Origin of the sequence: Microcoleus sp. CZ3-B2, from assembly GCF_036705055.1 — a bacterium.
GTDB lineage: Bacteria > Cyanobacteriota > Cyanobacteriia > Cyanobacteriales > Microcoleaceae > Microcoleus.
Map to the genome: position 1 here is coordinate 22,945 of NZ_JAUBTN010000058.1, position 17,345 is coordinate 40,289.

Below are 17,345 nucleotides of genomic sequence, written 5' to 3' on the forward strand. Positions count from 1 at the left end.
AACAGCAAACTTCTGAGCGTTAAGTCTCAAGTCTGAAGTTAAAAGAGTTACTCACCGCAGGCCGCTCGCAACTATCACTTAGTAGAATCCACTTTCTGTACTTTCCTTGAAGCACTTAGGTATTACATCATGGCTACCCAATCTCCCGATTCTCAATATTTTCGCGACTCGCTTTCTCAGGCCGAAATGGAACTGCTCGCCACAATTGTTCAGACTGATGTTGCCTATCCCTGGAATCCGGCACAGCTTGAATCAGAATCTTATTGGGCGGATTTAGAGCAGGAATTTTCACTGTCTGACTCTTTCAGCGACAGCGATATTGCCCTGAAGTCGGGAGTTTTATTCGCGCAATTAGAACAAGTTTGGCTTTCTAGCGCCCTGCAAAAGTCTTTGGGCGATAAATTTGCTGGCGTTCCTGAAGATTTTTTGACCCGCATCGCTCAAAGCGTCCAAAATGCAACTGTGAAGTATCAATCTTTAGCTGACCAAATGGTAGAGTGCGTGTTAAATATTTTGCCTCAGTGGGCTGAGGAAGATTTGCAGGTGTTGGCGCGTCCTTTGGCTTATGCCATGCGAGAGGGTGATTCGTCCGGGGTGGAAGCGGTTGTGGAGACTAAAAGACCTTGGGCGCAATTGTCGGAAATAGAACAGGCGAGAGTTGGTTTGACTGTCGCCCGCTATGCAATTTCGCAATTAGAAATTTCTGATTAGTTTTTTCACGGTTGGGTTTTTATACTGCGATCGCCATAATTTTTCAAATTAATATAAAATTAATCTACCTTGAGTTAGATGTTAAATTTGTCTAGTTGTTAAAACACCTGGATTGCTATAGTTTGATATAGCAATCCTATTCAATTTTTAGACTTGATTAGAACTGATACACGGGCGGTCATCAACCTGGTTTTTTTACGAAAAATCTGCGTTTTTAGCTACAAATCGTGTAAAAACGGGTTTTCTGGGTTGGCGGTGTAAACTTTATATAGCGGTTCTCACTTTTGTGAGAACCGCTATATCTCTGGCTGGGATTGTGAGGGCGACTGGGGTTTCGGAACGGTGGTTGCAATACTATATGTTTATAAAAAATTAGGAACTGTAAAAAGACAAGTAGAAGTGAAGTCAAAAAAAAGGGGAAGCTAACAATTCAATGTGATGAAATGTTGTCATTTGTAGGTAATAAGGATAATAAGCAGTAGATTGGGCTTGCCATTGATGCCTCAATATTCATAAATTGTAGGAGTATATATTGGCAAAAAAGATCGAGCTGGCGCTCAAGGATTATGGGATTCTTTGCCACCCGTTTATGGTCAATGTGCCGTAAGTTATATCAAATCCGGTAGCATCGGAATTATAAAATCGAGTCAGATCAAATCCGCGCTTCATAGTTCTGTATTCATCTCTCTCTTGTCTTCCTCTGTGTTCTCTGCGCCCTAGCGCCGGTTAAATCACCTGACGATGCTACCGGAAACGATATTATACAGAATTTTGGAATGCCTAGGTCAGATTTTTTCTCAGAAAATATACAAGAAAGTAGGAAATGAGACTGGTCTGACAAACCATATAGAAAGATTTAATAATACGATGAGACAAAGAATATCTCGATTGGTGAGAAAAAATATTTCATTCTCTAAAAAACTCTCCAATCATATTGGCAGCTCTTTGGCATTTTATTCATGAGTATAACGCCAGTTTATGTATTAATGAAAGTCCTTAATTTTCCTTGCTATGCAGGATTACCTTTATGGGAATGGCAAGTTATGAAACTTGACAAAAATGGGATATCACGATTATCCCATTTTAACTGGTATTTTATTTTTCCGCGAGTACCTTAGCATACCAAGTAAGGAATAACCATTATTTTTAGTCGATTCTATTGCACCTCATAACATCGGGAAGTGCTGTAATTCCCAATTACCGATTCCCAATTAGTCACAAACAATTAATTTTCGGTAGGAGGAGAAGGCGACACTTCGGCGGGAGAAGGCGCAGCTTCCGGCGACGGCGACGGAGCAGCTTCCGGCGATGGCGAGGCTTCGGCGGGAGCAGGCGCAGCTTCCGGTGAGGGCGAGGCTTCGGCGGGAGAAGGCGCAGCTTCCGGTGAGGGCGAGGCTTCCGGTGAGGGAGCAGGAGCAGGAGACGGCGACACTTCGGCGGGAGAAGGCGCAGCTTCCGGCGACGGAGCAGGTTGCGGCGACGGCGACACTTCGCCGGATGGTTTCGGTTGAGGCGAGGGCGACGGTTTGGCGGCGGGCGCAGGTGCCGGCGGCGACTGTTTTGAACCTGGTTGCGGTTTGTTTGGACCGGCGGGTGGCTTCTCAAACTGGGGTTTGACTTCCGCAGGTGCTGGGGATGGCTGGCTTGTCGGACTCGGTTGTGTCGGCGCTAGGGCTGGCGGCTGCTGGCCTGTTGGTCGGGGGCTGGCTGGGGCGGTGGATGGCGTTACAGGAATGCCGCGGCAAATTTTTTCGTCGTATTTAAATGCGACAGCTACCTGGTAAAGCTTGTGCGTGCTGGATGCTGGAAATGTCAGAGCTGGGTTGATAATCGCAGTTTTAGCCGTGTTGTCTAGAATACTGTAACCCGTGGGGACGATCGCCTGTGGCTCGGCTTTGAGCAAACCTTGAGGGCTGACAACTGCTCCAAAAACTGCGACTCCTTCGAGTTTTTGCGAGCAAGCAGCAGCAGGATAAGCCACATCCACAGGAGTAGGCCCGGTCATTTCCAAGTCGGGATAAGCTTTTTTGAATTTCTCAAACAAACCAACATAGGTATTTGCAGCAGCAAGCTGTGTCTCTCTGTCGCGGGGCAAGTTTGAACCGGGAACTCCCTGCTGTTCTAGCTGTTGCTGTCCCTGGTCAAATTGTTGCCTCCTGAGTCTTTCTTCGGGAGTTTCTGCAATCAGATTCCTTTTATTCGGATCTTTTTGAGTCAATTTTGGCCCTCCCTCGATTCCCGAATTCCTGCCGGCAATTGGAAATTCGGGCGTGAAGACTGGAGCACCGTCTGGAAATAGTGGCAGTCCGCCTCTACTACCTATGATTTTTTTGAGCGTTTCTGCCTCGTCTTCCGAGGGCCCGCCGGGAAGCTGGGGCGCTTCTGTCAGCGATGGTGGCGCTGGGATATTGCGATCGAAATTACCGGGCAATGGTGGAAAAATTACACTGCCGGGAGGCAGTGGCGGCAGGATAGTGGGTGTTGTGGGGGAGGGGATTTTGAGAGTTGGGGCTGGAGTTTTGGGAAGCGGCGGGGCTGTTGGGGCTGTTGGGGCTGTTAAGGGCCCGAGAGAGGGAGGGAGAGGGGAAAAGAACCCTGGAGGGGGCATTCCCGGAGGCATGGCGGGCAAGTTAATGCTTGGAGGTGCGGGGGGTAAAGGCGGGGCTAACTTGGGCGTGAGGGGAACAGGAACAGGGGCGACGAGGGAAAACGGTGTATTGGAGGGCTTTGGTGGTATAGTTTGTGGCAAGCGCCCCGCTTGGGCCGGAGTTAATTGTACGAAGCCGACGGAACCGGGGATATTTTTGTTTGAGGAATTTCCACCATTCATTAAGTTTGAAATCGTCGGGGCACCTACTCCGAGGATTCCGTGAACGCCGACAGAGGCTAGGGCTGCCCACCAAAAAGGTTGGCGCACCGGTTCAGAAAGGGTGTTGGCTAGGGACGAAGAGTCTGTCATGACCATAGGGAATAAGTAATTGGTAACTGGTAATTTGGGAATTGATAATTTGGAATAGGAGGTTAATAGTTATTAGTTGATATTTTTTTATTTTGACCGATTTAAAAGCGGTTGTTCTGGAATTCAAAGGTATAATTTTAGCACGGTCGGCATTGAAATTGCCCGATCGACTTTGATGACGATTCCGCTGTTTTTAGGCAGGAGGCTGGATGCTGTACCGGGTTTCTCAGTTATTGCTGAGAATCGTATTCGGGGCATCAGGCCATCTGGCGGATTCATAGAACTATTGCTGCTGGAGGTGATGGCACAGACTGCGCTGTGGTCATACCCCTGTTGTGGGCTGAACCAATTAAACACGATCGCTCGCACAGATCGATCGGCGTAACCGAATTGGAAACGCCATCACAAAAACTCACAACTCAAAATTCGGGGCTGTAAGTAGAAAGGCGTAAATATTTGTAGTTGGGATGAGGCAGGAGTCAGGAGACAGAATGCAGGAGGGATTGGGGTTTTAGCCTCATTTATCTTTCTTAACACAGTTGTGTTTTTCCCCACCGACTTACTTAGCTGGAATCTCAAAACTACTGCCTCGATTCACCAGCGATAGCGGTAAGTTTTAAAAGGAGCTCCCTCGATGCTCAGCAAGTCGATCGGATAAATAGGAGCCCCGCTTGCCAGATACTGAAACATCTCCCGAACTTCCTCTCCCCGCAGCGACAACTGGTCTAATTCTTTGAGAGAATACCAACCAGCACACAAAGTATACTCGTCCGGCTTGCTCTTAGGCGGTGTTTTATCTTCAGGACGAGCCACAAAAATGACTCGGAGGCGCACGTTCCCCCTAGGCATCACCGTATGCTCTACCCTGAGAATTCCTTCCACGATCACAGAAATGCCCGCTTCTTGGACGGTATTGCGAACAGCGGCATCGAGCAAAGTCTCCCCTTTTTCCACCCGCCCTGCTGGGAGATACCACTGCCGATCGTACTTGCGCTCTTGTACCAGTAGAAAACGGTCTTCTAAGTGAACGACAACTAGGGTAAAATACAATGTTGGAATCGGCTCGCGAGCCATAGAAGTAGATATTCCCCAAGCAAAAAGTTTAACCAGCGACAGGTGTTAGCCATCCAAAGAGTGCTTTTTCAAGCGTTTGTGAACTTGAAAAACATATCGTAGCATCCCCTGGCCACCAATCCAATAATCTCAAATCTCAAATCTCAAATCTCAAATCCTACCACCCCCGCACCAGCAATCGAATAATCTAAAATCGATAATCGATTGGCCACCAATCCTAAAATCTAAAATCTAAAATCTAAAATCTATTGTGTCATTACCAACTGTGATTTTGCCTGGATATTTTGCTGCTGCTTCGGACTATCGGGAATTAGAAAAATCTCTAGTCGATCGAGGTTTTCCAACTGTAACAGTACCTCGCTTGCAAGCGAGATTGGTTGCCGACTTTTGGGGGGCAGTCGATGGTGCCTATTTTGCGGCAGCTCAATCGGGCGGTCAAACAAATGTTACAACAATACGGCTGCCAACAGATCAATCTCATCGGTCATTCCGCCGGCGGATGGATTTCTCGCATCTATTTGGGCGAAAAGCCTTACACCATTCACGGGGACGTGCTTGAAGACGCGGGTTTGTGGGAAGCTCACTCATCTGTCAATACTTTAATCTGTTTAGGCACGCCACAAATCTCTCAAGAGTGCTGGACGCGCAAAAATCTAGATTTTGTCAAAATGCACTATCCGGGAGCTTTTCACCCGCAGGTGCGCTAGGTGTGCGCTGCTGGGAAGGCTGTTTTTGGGCAGCCCGGTTTGGGAACTTGGCTGGCTTATAAAAGTTATGAGTTGACTGTGGGGAAGGGCGAAACTTGGGGCGATGGAATTACGCCGGTGGAAGCTGCTCATTTGGAGGGGGCCGAAAATTTGGTGTTGGAGGGAGTGTGGCATTCGCCTCGTTCTCCGGGGAAGTGGTACGGTTCGCCGGAGGTTCTGTCGGCTTGGATTGGATATTTGCGGTAGAAACGAACCGCGAAGGCGCTTTAGGCTTTCGCCGCGCGTCAGCGCTAGGACGCGAAGGAAGAAGCGGAAGATTTGGTTAGAATTTATCTTGGGAGTGAGTTTTTTGCTACGAAACTCGCTCCCCGCGATGCTATGTTTGCTTAATTTTTTATTGAACTGTAACTATTATGATGGCACGCCCGCGATTGCTCAATCCTCTTTTAACTGTACTTCCTTTGGAAAATGGCGATCGGCTCAGCCGCGCTGAATTCGAGCGCCGTTACAGCGCAATGCCGGAACTAAAAAAAGCTGAATTGATTGAAGGAATGGTTTATATGGCATCACCTTTAAGATTCAGAAGTCACGGGAAGCCCCACGCTCATATTATGACTTGGCTGGGGACTTACGAGGCTGCTACACTTGGGGTGGAATTGGGGGACAATGCGACTGTGCGCTTGGATGCGGATAATGAACCTCAGCCGGATGCTTTGTTGAGAATTGATACGGGAGGTCGATCGCACATCAGCGATGATGATTATGTTGAAGGTGCACCGGAATTAATTGTTGAAATTGCCGCCAGCAGCGCTTCCTACGATTTGCACGAAAAACTCCGAGTCTACCGCCGCAACGGAGTACAAGAATACGTAGTTTGGCTGGTTTATAATTGTGAATTAAATTGGTTTAAGTTGAGGGATGGGGAATACGTGCAGCTTGAACCTAATGCTGAAGGGATAATTTGTTCGGAAGTATTTCCGGGTTTGCGGTTGGACAAGTATGCTTTGTTAGCTGGGAATTTGGCGAGGGTGTTGGAGGTTTTGCAGCAGGGATTGACCACAGCCGAACATCAGAGTTTTTTAGAGTCATTGGTCATTAGTCCTTAGTCATTGCTGGGAGGAAGCTGGAGAGTTATTCGAGATGTCTATTTATTTTTTTCTCCGCAAGCCATCAACCAAAAACTCATCATCGATCGATCGCCCTCAGCTAAAAATTTATCCCGCGAAACCAGATAGCTTTCTATTTCCGACTCGGAAATCAACCCTTGTTTGACCATTTGTAAAATAGGCCCGGAGTCCAGCAAAGGTTGAAACGCTTCAATTCCTATGATATCGCTATGGCTGACAACCGCTTCTAAATTGATGCTACCAAACCCAGCTTCTTGGAGAATGCGGCACAGATTTCGCCCGATCGACAAATCGCCGCCCCGACAAGCTATCACCTGCTTAAATTTCTCCCTGACAATCTCGACTGACATGGGTGGATTTGTCAGCCAAAACAGATCCGCGTCGCTATCGACAATCACCAGTTTTCCCCCAGGCTTCAAGATGCGGAATATTTCTCTAGCTGCTGCGACGGGCTCGGGGAGGTGGACGAATAGCAAACGGGCGATCGCAAAATCAAAAGAGTTAGCAGGTAAGCCAGTATCCGCCACCGACGCTTGCACGTAATTTACTCGATCGCCCCCTTTAAGGTGCAAATATTCTACTGCTTTTTCCTGCAGTGCGGGGTCAATTTCTACCGCTGTTATCGAACTATTTGGCAGCAATTCTAACAACTTTTCCGTGAAAAATCCCGGCCCGCTACCCGCTTCCAAAACATTCATCCCGTCGTCCAAACCGAACCACTTTAAATTGCGCGCTTCCTTTTCCCAACTGAGGAGAACTTGAGCTTTTAACCGCTGGATTTCTCCCTCAAATTCCAGATTGTACGTGTTTGCTTGATACGAACCTTCTCCTAGCATAAAATTTTCCTTCTTCTTGCTTCTACAGCATTTTAGCGCAGGTAAGACAGATGAAACTTCGCTTAGCTTAAAAGTCACAAACCATCTTTAAATTATCTGCGTTAATCAGTGTTGCATCTGCCTCACATTTGCGGTTGTTCTATCGATCGAAGTCTTAGGTTAATGCCCCTAACGCGAAACTGGCGGCAAAATTTCAGCCTCTTTTACGATTGCCGCTTCTTTCAAAACAGGCTCTAAAACCGGATCGGGAATCGGCACTTCCTCTACTACCTGATGCTTTTCTAAAGTTAATCGAGACTGCGACCCACCAGATAATCTTTTTAGCAATTTCGGTGTTGGATCGTGCAGCAAATAAATAATTCGATCGCCCGCTTCCCAAATTTGGGCTGCAGACACTACTTGCAAGTATCCCTGTCTTTCCACTAGCAACGGCGCTAATTCCCCGCCTTGCACCAAAGCTTCCAAGTGAGCAATCTGAAACTTCAATCCCTCACTTCTTAACTCGGTTTCTCCCAATTTTACTTCGCTGTTGTTCAAATATTCATTCCAATCCTTCAGCGGCAAATCGGAGACAAAAGCTTGATTGATTTTATTCTGATTTGCGGGCATATTTGCCTGCGGATCTTTGGGAAACATTGCTAAAACCCTCGGCGGTGCAAATTCCTCGGCTGCTCGTTGAGCTAACACTAAGTTTACTTCACCGTTGTTAGTCATTGCCAAAAAAGTTCCCATCGAATCAAGTCCAGCTTCTTCTAAAATGCTGTGATCCAGAGCACTGCTTAAAAACACTCGCAAACCTGCTTTTTCTGCTTGTTCGCAAGCTTCCGGGTCAGTGTCGATAATGGCGACAGATTCTCCGCGTTCTTGAAACAAGCGAGCAATTAATCTGCTCAAAGGATTTGATCCCACAATCATGGCACCGGTAGCTGATTTTAAGGTGATGTCCAAAATTTTAGCGATCGGGCCTGCAGTCAATCCCTGTAAAAAAACTGTGATAATGATTGTGAGGAAAACTAAGGCTTTAATTGAATCGCCGCCGGTGACTCCTCGCTGGGTGAGCAAAATTGCAAATAAAGAGGCGATTGAAGCGGAAATAATTCCCCTCGGCGCTACCCAACAAGCAAATAATTTTTGCCTCCAGTTTAGCCCGCTGTTGATGGTGCAAAGCCAAATGTTAATCGGTCTCACTATCCACATTAAAGCTAAAACTGTAAACACACTCCCCCAACCGAGGGCGACCACACTTTCGAGGGATAAATCCGCCGCCAGCAGCACGAAAAGTACGGATATAGAGAGGACTGTGAGCTGACCTTTAAACCTCCTCAGCAGCCTTTCTTCCGGCACTGAAGCGGCTCTGAGCACTATGCCCGATAGTACGGCCGCCATCAGTCCCGATTCACTGGTGATTTGTTCTGAAATGGCGAATAATCCCCACAAACCGGCTAAAACTACTAAATTTTTGAGGTCTTCTGACAGGAATTTCGCTCGTTTGAGAATGAGGCCTAGCAGCCAACCTCCGGTAACTCCGATAACTGTGCCAATACCAAGCCGCACCATTAAATCTCTGAACAAAATCAGCAAGTCGGTATTGCCGTTTAAAACCACGTTCAGTACCAATACTGCCAGAATTGCCCCAACGGGATCGACTAAAACACCTTCGCCTTCTAGCAAGGCGGCGACTTTTTTGTCAACGGATACTTGTTTGAGCAAAGGGCCGATGACTGTCGGGCCTGTGACGACTACTAGAGAAGCATACAGAAAGGCGATCGACCAGGGAAATTCCCCCAGCCAGTGCGCTGCCATTCCGCCACCAATTAGCGTAATCAAAGTGCCGAAAGTAACTAAATTGCGGATGCTTCCAGAAACTTTGCCCAAGTCTCGCAATTCTAAATTCAAGCCGCCTTCAAACAGAATTAAGGCTACGCAAAGGGATACCATAACTTCCAAGCCGTTTCCCAACAGACTCGGATGCAGGATTCCCAAGCAATCCGGGCCTGCTAAAATGCCGAACAGCAGCAAAAATACGATCGCCGGAACTTTCAGATAAGCGGCCAGAACTTGAGCGCTGATGCCACAGGTGACGGTCATGACCATCAACAGGGTGATGTTAAAGGGGGTTTCCATAGATCTAATTATGACAGGCTGTCCTATCCGTTTTCAAAGTGCGATCGGGGGTTATGTGATTACAGGCGCTAGATTTTGCGCCGCTACAAACTCGGCACGACCCTAGATTTTTGCTAATAAGATTAAAAAACCTTAATATTCGCTATAACTTTATCAGATAATTCTCTTAGCGTCAAAGATGCCAGTAGCCCCTTCTGAAAGTAGATTCCCAAAGGCTGAAAGTTGAAGGCTTTTTGGCTCAATGGCTAAAATGAGGTCATAATTCGGCAAATATTTGATAATTGCTGAGAATTACTAATTCCCAATCTGTACCTCGCACAAATAAGATTGATTGGTATAGCAGTTCTAGAAAAAAATGAGGCATCCAGCCAGCCATCCCTCAATCCCTCAATCCCTCAATCCCCCAATCTAAAATCTAAAATCTAAAACTTGTACGCTCGCAACTTGTGAGTCAGCGTCTTGTCCTGAGCTTAGTTGAAGGTAGCCGAAGCAAGCCGAAGCATCTAAAATCGACTGACTTCTGACCTTCTTAAAAAAGGCTATAGTTAGGAATTGGGTACTCTGAAAAAATGGTTCGATCTCTGTTTTTTCAACGCTTGAAAGCTATATATCGGTTAAATCGGATAATTGGGACAGCAGGCTTGAGTTGCAAAAAAAAATGATTGATGGATGAACCGCAGATTTCAAGCCGATTAACACTGATGGACGCAGATATTTTTGTGTCGCAGCTAATCTAAAGTTTTGTCTTGGTCTGCGAAACCGCGATCGAGTTTACTGAAATCTATATAATCAAAAATTAGTGTTTTGAGCTAAAGCCTTTGTCCGCAATTGTTGAGTAAAGCATCCTAAAATAGAGGTAAAAACTTGACTTTGCAGTCAAATTAAGGCACTATTTGGACTAGGACTAGCTTGATAGCGCTCAGTCCCTAATTATTTTTTTTGCAGGGGAGATTGTGCAAGTGAACTTCGATCGCATAGAACCTGGCATTGGTCAAGAGTCTGTTTGGGATTACCCTCGTCCCCCTCGCCTTGAGGAATTGACCAAACACGTACAGATTATTTTTAATGAAGTGACGATCGCCGACACGCGACATCCTCAGCGGGTGTTGGAGACAAGTCACCCTCCAGTCTACTATATCTCCCCCGAGGATATCCAAATGCAATATTTGCACAAAACTTCACGGGGCTCATGGTGCGAGTGGAAGGGACAAGCAGGTTATTACACTGTGACGGTGGGAGAAAAGGAAGTAGTAAATGCTGCTTGGTTTTATCCCGAACCCAATCAGGTTTTTGCAGCTATTAAAGATTATGTGGCTTTTTATCCTAGCAAGATGGATGCCTGTTATGTGGACGGAGAATTAGTACAAGCTCAACCAGGAGATTTTTACGGCGGTTGGATTACTAAAGATATTGTCGGCCCGTTTAAGGGAGGAATGGGAACTTGGGGTTGGTGAGAGAATTAGTTTTGAGTTTGGGCCGCGCAGGGCATTGGGCGGAGCGAAGCGGAGGGATTGGGCCGCGCAGGGCATTGGCCCGCGCAGGGCATTGGGCCGCGCAGGGCTATCCTCACCACGCTTGAGAACCGCTATAGTGGTGCCAACAACCTAGTTTTTGCCAAAAAAAATGGTTGAAAGCCTTCTCATTGTCAGGCGAAAGAAACAATTAATTGGGTGCATCTGGTGTTTTGCATTTGTAGTGCGAGCGGGGACGCTCGCACTGTAAAAAAAATCCTTTTTGCGATGCAGGAGATGCTCCCAAATTAATTTCCCTCGCAGGAAATTTCAAAAGCGATCGACTATCGGGTAACTGTCCTTTCGTCAACCCGAAGACTTGGTTGGGCTGCGCTATTCTAAAAATTCGCTGGCTGAAGTCGCCCTCAACTGTCAACTCTTGAAAAGTATGGGGGTTAATATTCTCCAGTGAAAATTCACATTTAAATACGATCGATAATTTAAGTGTTATACAATTACATGAATACCAATTAATGAATCAATAGACTCCTGAGATAAGCGACCTTTTTTTATTGTAATTCACAATACAACCAGTTATAGTATATTAAGTTAATCTCGAAAAAATGTTGACAGTAGGTTTGTTGCTGCTGTATAGTTGATTTTGGATATGCGCTGTGTTTGCTAAATTTATCACGCCACCCCTAGAACCCGAAAAACTACCTAAAAATTTATCTTTAGAGTCTACTCTTAAAGATCTAGCTGTATTTAATGTTCAGGTTCAACATTCATGTATTGCCAAAGATGTATCTCGGTTGTTTCAGTCTCACCCGCTGCTTCCGGGAGTTATCTTGACCGTAAATGGCGAATTTTTAGGAATGATATCTCGCCGGCGATTTATGGAACGCATGAGTCGCCCTTACGGAGTAGATATATTTGCTTGCCGACCGATTGTGGCTTTGTATCAAATAGCTAAAACCGATATTTTGATTTTACCAGGAGTCGCCCTAATTGTCATGGCAGCTCAGCGAGCAGTGCAGCGACAGCCAGAACAGCTTTACGAACCGATTGTCGTGCAGTTAGAACCTCAAGTTTACCGACTTTTAGACGTGCATCAAGTGTTAATAGCTTTATCTCAAATCCACCAACAAGCTACTTGGTATATTAGCGAACTTTATTATAATTTATCTGTCACGCAATCGGAGTTAGAAGCAGCAAATTCTCAATTAACAGCAGCTAATTTGGAATTATATCGCCTGGCAAATTCAGATGGTTTAACTCAGGTTGCTAACCGACGATGTTTTAATGAATACTTAGAGAAAAAATGGCAAAGTTTGGGAGAAGAAGCAGCAGAATTATCTTTAATTTTATGCGATATTGACTTTTTTAAGACATACAACGATACTTACGGACATCAGGCGGGAGATGCTTGTTTGCAACAGGTAGCCAAAACTATTGTTGAGGCGGTAAAATTCTCAGCGGGGGAAGTTTTGCGGGAGACGCTGGTGGCCCGTTACGGAGGTGAAGAATTTGCGGTAATTTTGCCTAGAACTTCATCCGAAATGGCTGTCACGATTGCAGAGCAAATTCGAGTCAGGGTGAAAAAACTTGAAATTAAAAATATTAAATCGCCCAACTCTGGTTGTGTTACACTAAGTTTGGGAGTGTCGAGTACGGTGCCTCAACTGGAAATTTCCAAAAAAGATTTGATTGAAGCTGCCGATCGTTCGCTTTATGAAGCTAAAGACGGAGGGCGCGATCGGGCAATTTTAGGTAATATCAAATTAGATAAGTAGAAGAGGTTGAGTTCAGGAACTTTTGGCTTATGGAATTGCAGGAATGGCAAAACTTGAGCGACGAAAAAAAAAATCGCTACTCACAGGAATTAGCAGCACATCTGCCACAGTCAGTAATTTTTAAAGGTTTGCGATTTTACCCTGATGGTGGCAGCGAACTCTCTATTGCCATTTTCGAGTATGGAGGAGCTTTATTTTCTCTGATGCCAGGGGGTGAGGTTCAAATTGGATGCGAAGTCGGCAACTTTCGCCCGACAGACGAGCAAATTGAATCATTTCAAGATACTGCCGAGGTGTATGAGATCGATCGAGATATATACTCTTACGTCCAAAGCGTCACTACACCTCCTCGAAAGGTGACATTTTCGCCGATGCTTGTAGAAATTAAACCAACAAAAATCGGTCTTGAGGCAATTAGTTCGGAGTCACTTAAAATCCAGAATTTATTAAAAGAGTTTCCAGACAGGCAGAGGATGATATGTAACGATAGATACGGATTCGATCGTGCTGAGGATGGCTCGATTGAGGCTTGGCAAATTACGAGCAAAACGCATGAAGAACTCGCGACTGAATTGGCGACTGAAGGACTGCGCTTGCTAACTTTCGACGAATGGGAGTATGCTTGCGGTGCCGGAAGTACCACTCTATTTCGCTGGGGAGACTTAAATCCTAGCGATTGCTACCCAACTGACAAGGCAGCCGACTGGAAACTCCACTTGCAGCCCAACCTTTTCGGACTCCACATCGCTCAAAATCCTTACGATGGCGAGGTAATTAGCGACAAACATACAGTCCGAGGCGGAGACGGCGGATGCTCCATTTGCGGTGGACTTGGCTCTTTTTTTGGTTGGTTGCCGCTAGCAACTGCCTACTGGGAACCCGATGCACTTGAGTGGTTGGATGAAGACATTAGGGGAAACCTCATGCGCCGCATAATTCCATTACCCTAACGCTGATTCTGGCTTTTTCTTCCTATTCTTCCTTCGTGTCCTTCGCGTCTTCGCGGTTCAATCATACTAATTCTTCCTGCCCAAAAGTAGATATTTGCAACCGATCGTCCCAGTTTACAAAGTCTCGCACCAAGCACGCTCAGCCGTCCAGTGCCTGTCCGAAGATTCATAAATCCTCACACCTTCCAATCCTGCAGTTTCCATCATTGTCTGTATTTCAGCCAGAGTAAAAGCCGCGTGCAGCGAATCGCTGAATAACTGTTTTTGATGCGAGTTGCAATCTCCCGCATACATCTCAACTAAATTATCCCTGATTGCTTCATCTTCAGGCCTGAACAAATCCCGCAAAAATATTGCTCCATTTGGTTTTAAGACTCGCCGAACTTCGCGCAAAAACGGCAGCGGATCGGGCAAATGGTGGATAATGCTGTTAGAAATCACCATATCAAAATAACTGTCTGGATACGGCATAGCTTTAGCATCAACTAATTCTAGATTAATTTGCGATCGCACATTCGCCTCAGACACATTTTCCAGTCCTAATTTCAGCATATTTGCCGACATATCGATGCAAGTCAACTCCCAAGCAGGGCGGATTCGAGCAATGGCGATCGGGATTCTCGCCGTACCAGTCCCAGCATCTAAGATTTTCCCAGACATCGGCCCTAATTCGATCGCACTTTTAGCAAAAGCCGCATTCACCTCAGTAAAATCCATCGAGTCATACTCAACAGCTTCTTCCCAAGAATCCATAACCTCCGGCTCTAGAACGCGCTGCATAAAACCTGTCCTACTGTCTGACATTTCCACCAGATACGAACCGAGTTTCGCCTGCAAAATTTCGACCAACTGCGGTTCCATATACTCGTAATTATCGGCGATTTGCAGACAAATAACTTTTTTGCCTTTAAGACTTGCGGGAAACTTGCTAGCAAGTCGATCGCCGTGCTTCTTCTCCATCACAAATATCAAATCTGCCCAACCCAGCAAACCCTCAGTCACTCTAATTCTGGCACCTTTTTCCGTTCCAGCCGATCGCACACTCAAGCCGCTAACATTCTCGCATATCTTCTGTGCAGTCAAACTTCTCCACTTATTCCGGCTGCAAACAAACAATAATTTTGTTTGATCCATCGCACCAAAGTAAACTTTATCTGTATTTTACCCGCCTACATCAAGGTTAAAACTCGATTCGCTCTCAATTTTTGAAATTATCTGTTCGATTGGTGTGTTTATCCGCTGATATCTGCGGTTGACTTATCAATCCCAGATTTATGCAAATTTGCCCCCGCGCCCTGGCACTGCACAAAAGCTGCTATTTGTCAAATCAGCCCCAAATCTCGTTACAATTCTTATCTATCGATTATGCGTTTTTTGCATAAATTCTTTAAGTAATTGCATGAATAGAGTAGAGTGATTTGACGATTTTAAAAGGTTTCAGCCAAAAAACGTAAAAGCAGTCACAAAAACTGTCAGATTATGAAAATCGTACCACAAAGCTCAAACAAAGTAAATACGTCAAATTATTGAGAATGAAGTCAATAAGTTGAGCGGTCTTTAGATTTGCTTAAGATTTGAGGGGGCAAATTAGATACAACATTTAAAACTAAATAGACTTTTCGATTGTCTTTGGTTATGAAACGGGTGGAAGTTGTCGCGAAGCTCGATCGACCTTGAAAAATAGTAAGTACGATCGCACAATAAAACCAACCAGTGAAAAAATAATGCAACTCGCTTGCAAGCTGCAAACCAATACAAAATTAGCCATTGCCAGCTCAAATCTCAAATGGTATCGCCCCAAGCTAGAACTCTGCTAAAATTGAGTTAAACGAAGTCGTTATGAGTTTGAATAAATAACTGTGACCAACGAAACTGTAGAAAACCTAGTAATTATCGGCTCAGGCCCAGCAGGCTACACCGCAGCCATCTACGCCGGGAGAGCCAACCTCAAACCCGTAGTCTTTGAAGGCTACCAAACCGGAGGCATTCCCGGCGGTCAACTGATGACCACCACAGAAGTCGAAAACTTCCCCGGCTTTCCCGAAGGCATCACCGGGCCGCAACTGATGGATCGGATGAAAGCTCAAGCAGTGCGCTGGGGTGCTCAATTATACACCGAAGATGTAATTTCTGTTGATTTAACGAATCGTCCATTTACAGTGCGATCGGAAGACCGAGAAATCAAAACCCACACCATAGTAATCGCTACAGGCGCAACAGCAAAAAGGTTGGGTCTGCCTAGCGAACACGTATTTTGGAGCCACGGCATTTCTGCCTGTGCGATTTGTGACGGCGCTACCCCAATTTTTAAAGGAGTTGATTTAGCAGTCATCGGCGCGGGCGATACCGCAGCGGAAGAATCTATTTATTTGACAAAATACGGCTCTCACGTACATATGCTGGTGCGGCGCGATCGGATGCGCGCCAGCAAAGCCATGCAAGACCGAGTGCTGAGCAATCCCAAAATCACCGTGCACTGGAACACCGAAGCTGTAGATGTTTTGGGAGTGCCCGGAAGCAAAATGGATGGGTTGAGAATTAGAAATGTCGAGACTGGCGCTGAAACAGATTTGCAGGTGAAGGGATTGTTTTACGCGATCGGTCACACTCCCAACACTCAACTGTTCCAAGGTCAGCTAGAACTCGACGAAATAGGTTACATCGCCACCAAACACGGCACAGTAGAAACTAGCGTCGAGGGAGTTTACGCCGTGGGCGACGTGCAAGACCACGAGTTTCGCCAAGCCATTACTGCAGCAGGTAGCGGCTGCATGGGGGCGATGCTAGCAGAGCGTTGGCTCTCGGTCAATGCTTTAACCCAGGAATTCCATCAAACCGAGGAATCCGAGCAGCCAGCCTCTGCGCCGGAAGCTCAAAAAGTACGCAAAACCAGTGAGAACTTTGATATCACAGACACGCGCCACGAAGGAGGTTATGCTTTGCGGAAGTTGTTCCACGATAGCGATCGACTAATTGTGGTCAAATACTCCGCTCCGACTTGTGGCCCTTGTCACAGTCTCAAGCCGATTTTGAGCAAAGTAGTAGATGAGTTCGAGGGCAAAATTCACTATGTGGAAATCGACATTGAAGAAGATCCAGAAATTGCTGAAAATGCTGGCGTGACTGGTACGCCGACGATTCAGTATTTCAAAGACAAAGAATTGGTAGTCGAACTCAAAGGAGTTAAGCCGAAAAGTCAGTACCGCGAGCTAATTGCCAGTAATTTGTAGGACTTACTCGCGGGTTTCCAGAAACCGGGTTTTTCACGAAAATACCTGTTGTAGCTCGATAACCCACAAAAAAACCCGGTTTCTTGAGTCACAGCGGGTAGTTAGTATTCGGCGACTAAGGGAGAGAATTTTTGACTGTTGCGGATTTTTTCGCCTAGGTGCTACTAAAATCGAAAAGTCTCATATTTGTCGATCGCAATTATGGCAACCGCGCCCGACACTTAGAAAATTCTTAATTGCTAAAACCCTTTCATCCCTCTTCCTGATGACGTTGTACGGAAAGCTCAGAGGCGACAGCAAAACATGACTAATGACTGATGACTGATGACTGATGACTGATGACTGATGACTAATGACTAATGACTAATGACTAATGACTAATG

13 protein-coding genes and 2 pseudogenes are annotated in these 17,345 nt (G+C 45.9%); 9 read left to right on the plus strand and 6 right to left on the minus strand.

The genetic code is table 11. The features are described from left to right. Nucleotides 1–129: 129 nt before the first annotated feature. Nucleotides 130–711 carry a hypothetical protein gene (locus QUA97_RS21815; protein ID WP_194066616.1) on the plus strand — a complete coding sequence of 194 codons (582 nt, stop codon included), beginning with the start codon at nucleotides 130–132 and terminating at the stop codon, nucleotides 709–711. Between the two features lie 816 nt (nucleotides 712–1,527). Continuing rightward, nucleotides 1,528–1,711: pseudogene (locus QUA97_RS21820) on the plus strand (IS1 family transposase); the annotation flags it as partial. 225 nt (nucleotides 1,712–1,936) lie between these two features. On the opposite strand, the gene QUA97_RS21825 reads toward QUA97_RS21820, so the two are convergent. Beyond that, nucleotides 1,937–3,670 (minus strand): hypothetical protein, encoded by a 1,734-nt coding sequence (locus QUA97_RS21825; RefSeq protein WP_194066615.1) that lies wholly within the window; start codon nucleotides 3,668–3,670, stop codon nucleotides 1,937–1,939. A gap of 76 nt (nucleotides 3,671–3,746) precedes the next feature. Between QUA97_RS21825 and QUA97_RS21830 the strand changes: the two genes are divergently transcribed. Further along, entirely contained in the window at nucleotides 3,747–4,055 is a 309-nt protein-coding gene (locus QUA97_RS21830) for a hypothetical protein (RefSeq protein WP_194066614.1), read from the plus strand. 209 nt (nucleotides 4,056–4,264) lie between these two features. Here the strand turns inward: QUA97_RS21830 and QUA97_RS21835 are convergent, their stop codons facing one another. Then, nucleotides 4,265–4,744, minus strand: coding sequence for an NUDIX domain-containing protein (locus QUA97_RS21835; protein WP_194009867.1), 480 nt, complete (start codon nucleotides 4,742–4,744; stop codon nucleotides 4,265–4,267). Nucleotides 4,745–4,994: 250 nt separating this feature from the next. Between QUA97_RS21835 and QUA97_RS21840 the strand changes: the two are divergent. Next, nucleotides 4,995–5,697, plus strand: a pseudogene (locus tag QUA97_RS21840) (esterase/lipase family protein). A gap of 170 nt (nucleotides 5,698–5,867) precedes the next feature. Continuing rightward, nucleotides 5,868–6,557 (plus strand): Uma2 family endonuclease, encoded by a 690-nt coding sequence (locus QUA97_RS21845; protein ID WP_442922558.1) that lies wholly within the window; start codon nucleotides 5,868–5,870, stop codon nucleotides 6,555–6,557. 38 nt (nucleotides 6,558–6,595) lie between these two features. On the opposite strand, the gene QUA97_RS21850 is transcribed toward QUA97_RS21845, so the two are convergent. Both QUA97_RS21850 and QUA97_RS21855 read right to left on the minus strand, forming a co-directional pair. Further along, nucleotides 6,596–7,414, minus strand: coding sequence for a class I SAM-dependent methyltransferase (locus QUA97_RS21850; protein ID WP_194066612.1), 819 nt, complete (start codon nucleotides 7,412–7,414; stop codon nucleotides 6,596–6,598). A 168-nt stretch (nucleotides 7,415–7,582) separates the two neighbouring features. Further along, entirely contained in the window at nucleotides 7,583–9,538 is a 1,956-nt protein-coding gene (locus QUA97_RS21855) for a cation:proton antiporter (RefSeq protein WP_333196010.1), read from the minus strand. 959 nt (nucleotides 9,539–10,497) lie between these two features. Between QUA97_RS21855 and QUA97_RS21860 the strand changes: the two genes are divergently transcribed. The 3 genes from QUA97_RS21860 (at nucleotide 10,498) to QUA97_RS21870 (ending at nucleotide 13,732) form a co-directional block, all read left to right on the plus strand. Next, a complete protein-coding gene (locus tag QUA97_RS21860) occupies nucleotides 10,498–10,992 on the plus strand; it encodes a DUF427 domain-containing protein (protein WP_194066609.1) in 495 nt (164 codons plus the stop codon). Between the two features lie 671 nt (nucleotides 10,993–11,663). Continuing rightward, entirely contained in the window at nucleotides 11,664–12,782 is a 1,119-nt protein-coding gene (locus QUA97_RS21865; RefSeq protein WP_194066607.1) for a GGDEF domain-containing protein, read from the plus strand. A gap of 29 nt (nucleotides 12,783–12,811) precedes the next feature. Further along, nucleotides 12,812–13,732: a hypothetical protein gene (locus tag QUA97_RS21870; protein ID WP_194066604.1), complete on the plus strand. Its 921-nt coding sequence runs from the start codon at nucleotides 12,812–12,814 to the stop codon at nucleotides 13,730–13,732. A 114-nt stretch (nucleotides 13,733–13,846) separates the two neighbouring features. Here the strand turns inward: QUA97_RS21870 and QUA97_RS21875 are convergent, their stop codons facing one another. Together QUA97_RS21875 and QUA97_RS21880 are read right to left on the minus strand one after the other, a co-directional pair. Next, a complete protein-coding gene (locus QUA97_RS21875) occupies nucleotides 13,847–14,866 on the minus strand; it encodes a methyltransferase domain-containing protein (protein ID WP_228049825.1) in 1,020 nt (339 codons plus the stop codon). 499 nt (nucleotides 14,867–15,365) lie between these two features. Continuing rightward, the gene (locus tag QUA97_RS21880; protein WP_255515817.1) at nucleotides 15,366–15,500 is read right to left on the minus strand and encodes a hypothetical protein; all 135 of its coding nucleotides are present in this window, start codon (nucleotides 15,498–15,500) and stop codon (nucleotides 15,366–15,368) included. A gap of 91 nt (nucleotides 15,501–15,591) precedes the next feature. Here QUA97_RS21880 and trxB point away from each other — a divergent pair, with 91 nt between their 5' ends. Beyond that, the gene (gene trxB / locus QUA97_RS21885; protein WP_194066603.1) at nucleotides 15,592–16,962 is read left to right on the plus strand and encodes a thioredoxin-disulfide reductase; all 1,371 of its coding nucleotides are present in this window, start codon (nucleotides 15,592–15,594) and stop codon (nucleotides 16,960–16,962) included. The last annotated feature ends 383 nt before the right edge of the window (nucleotides 16,963–17,345 follow it).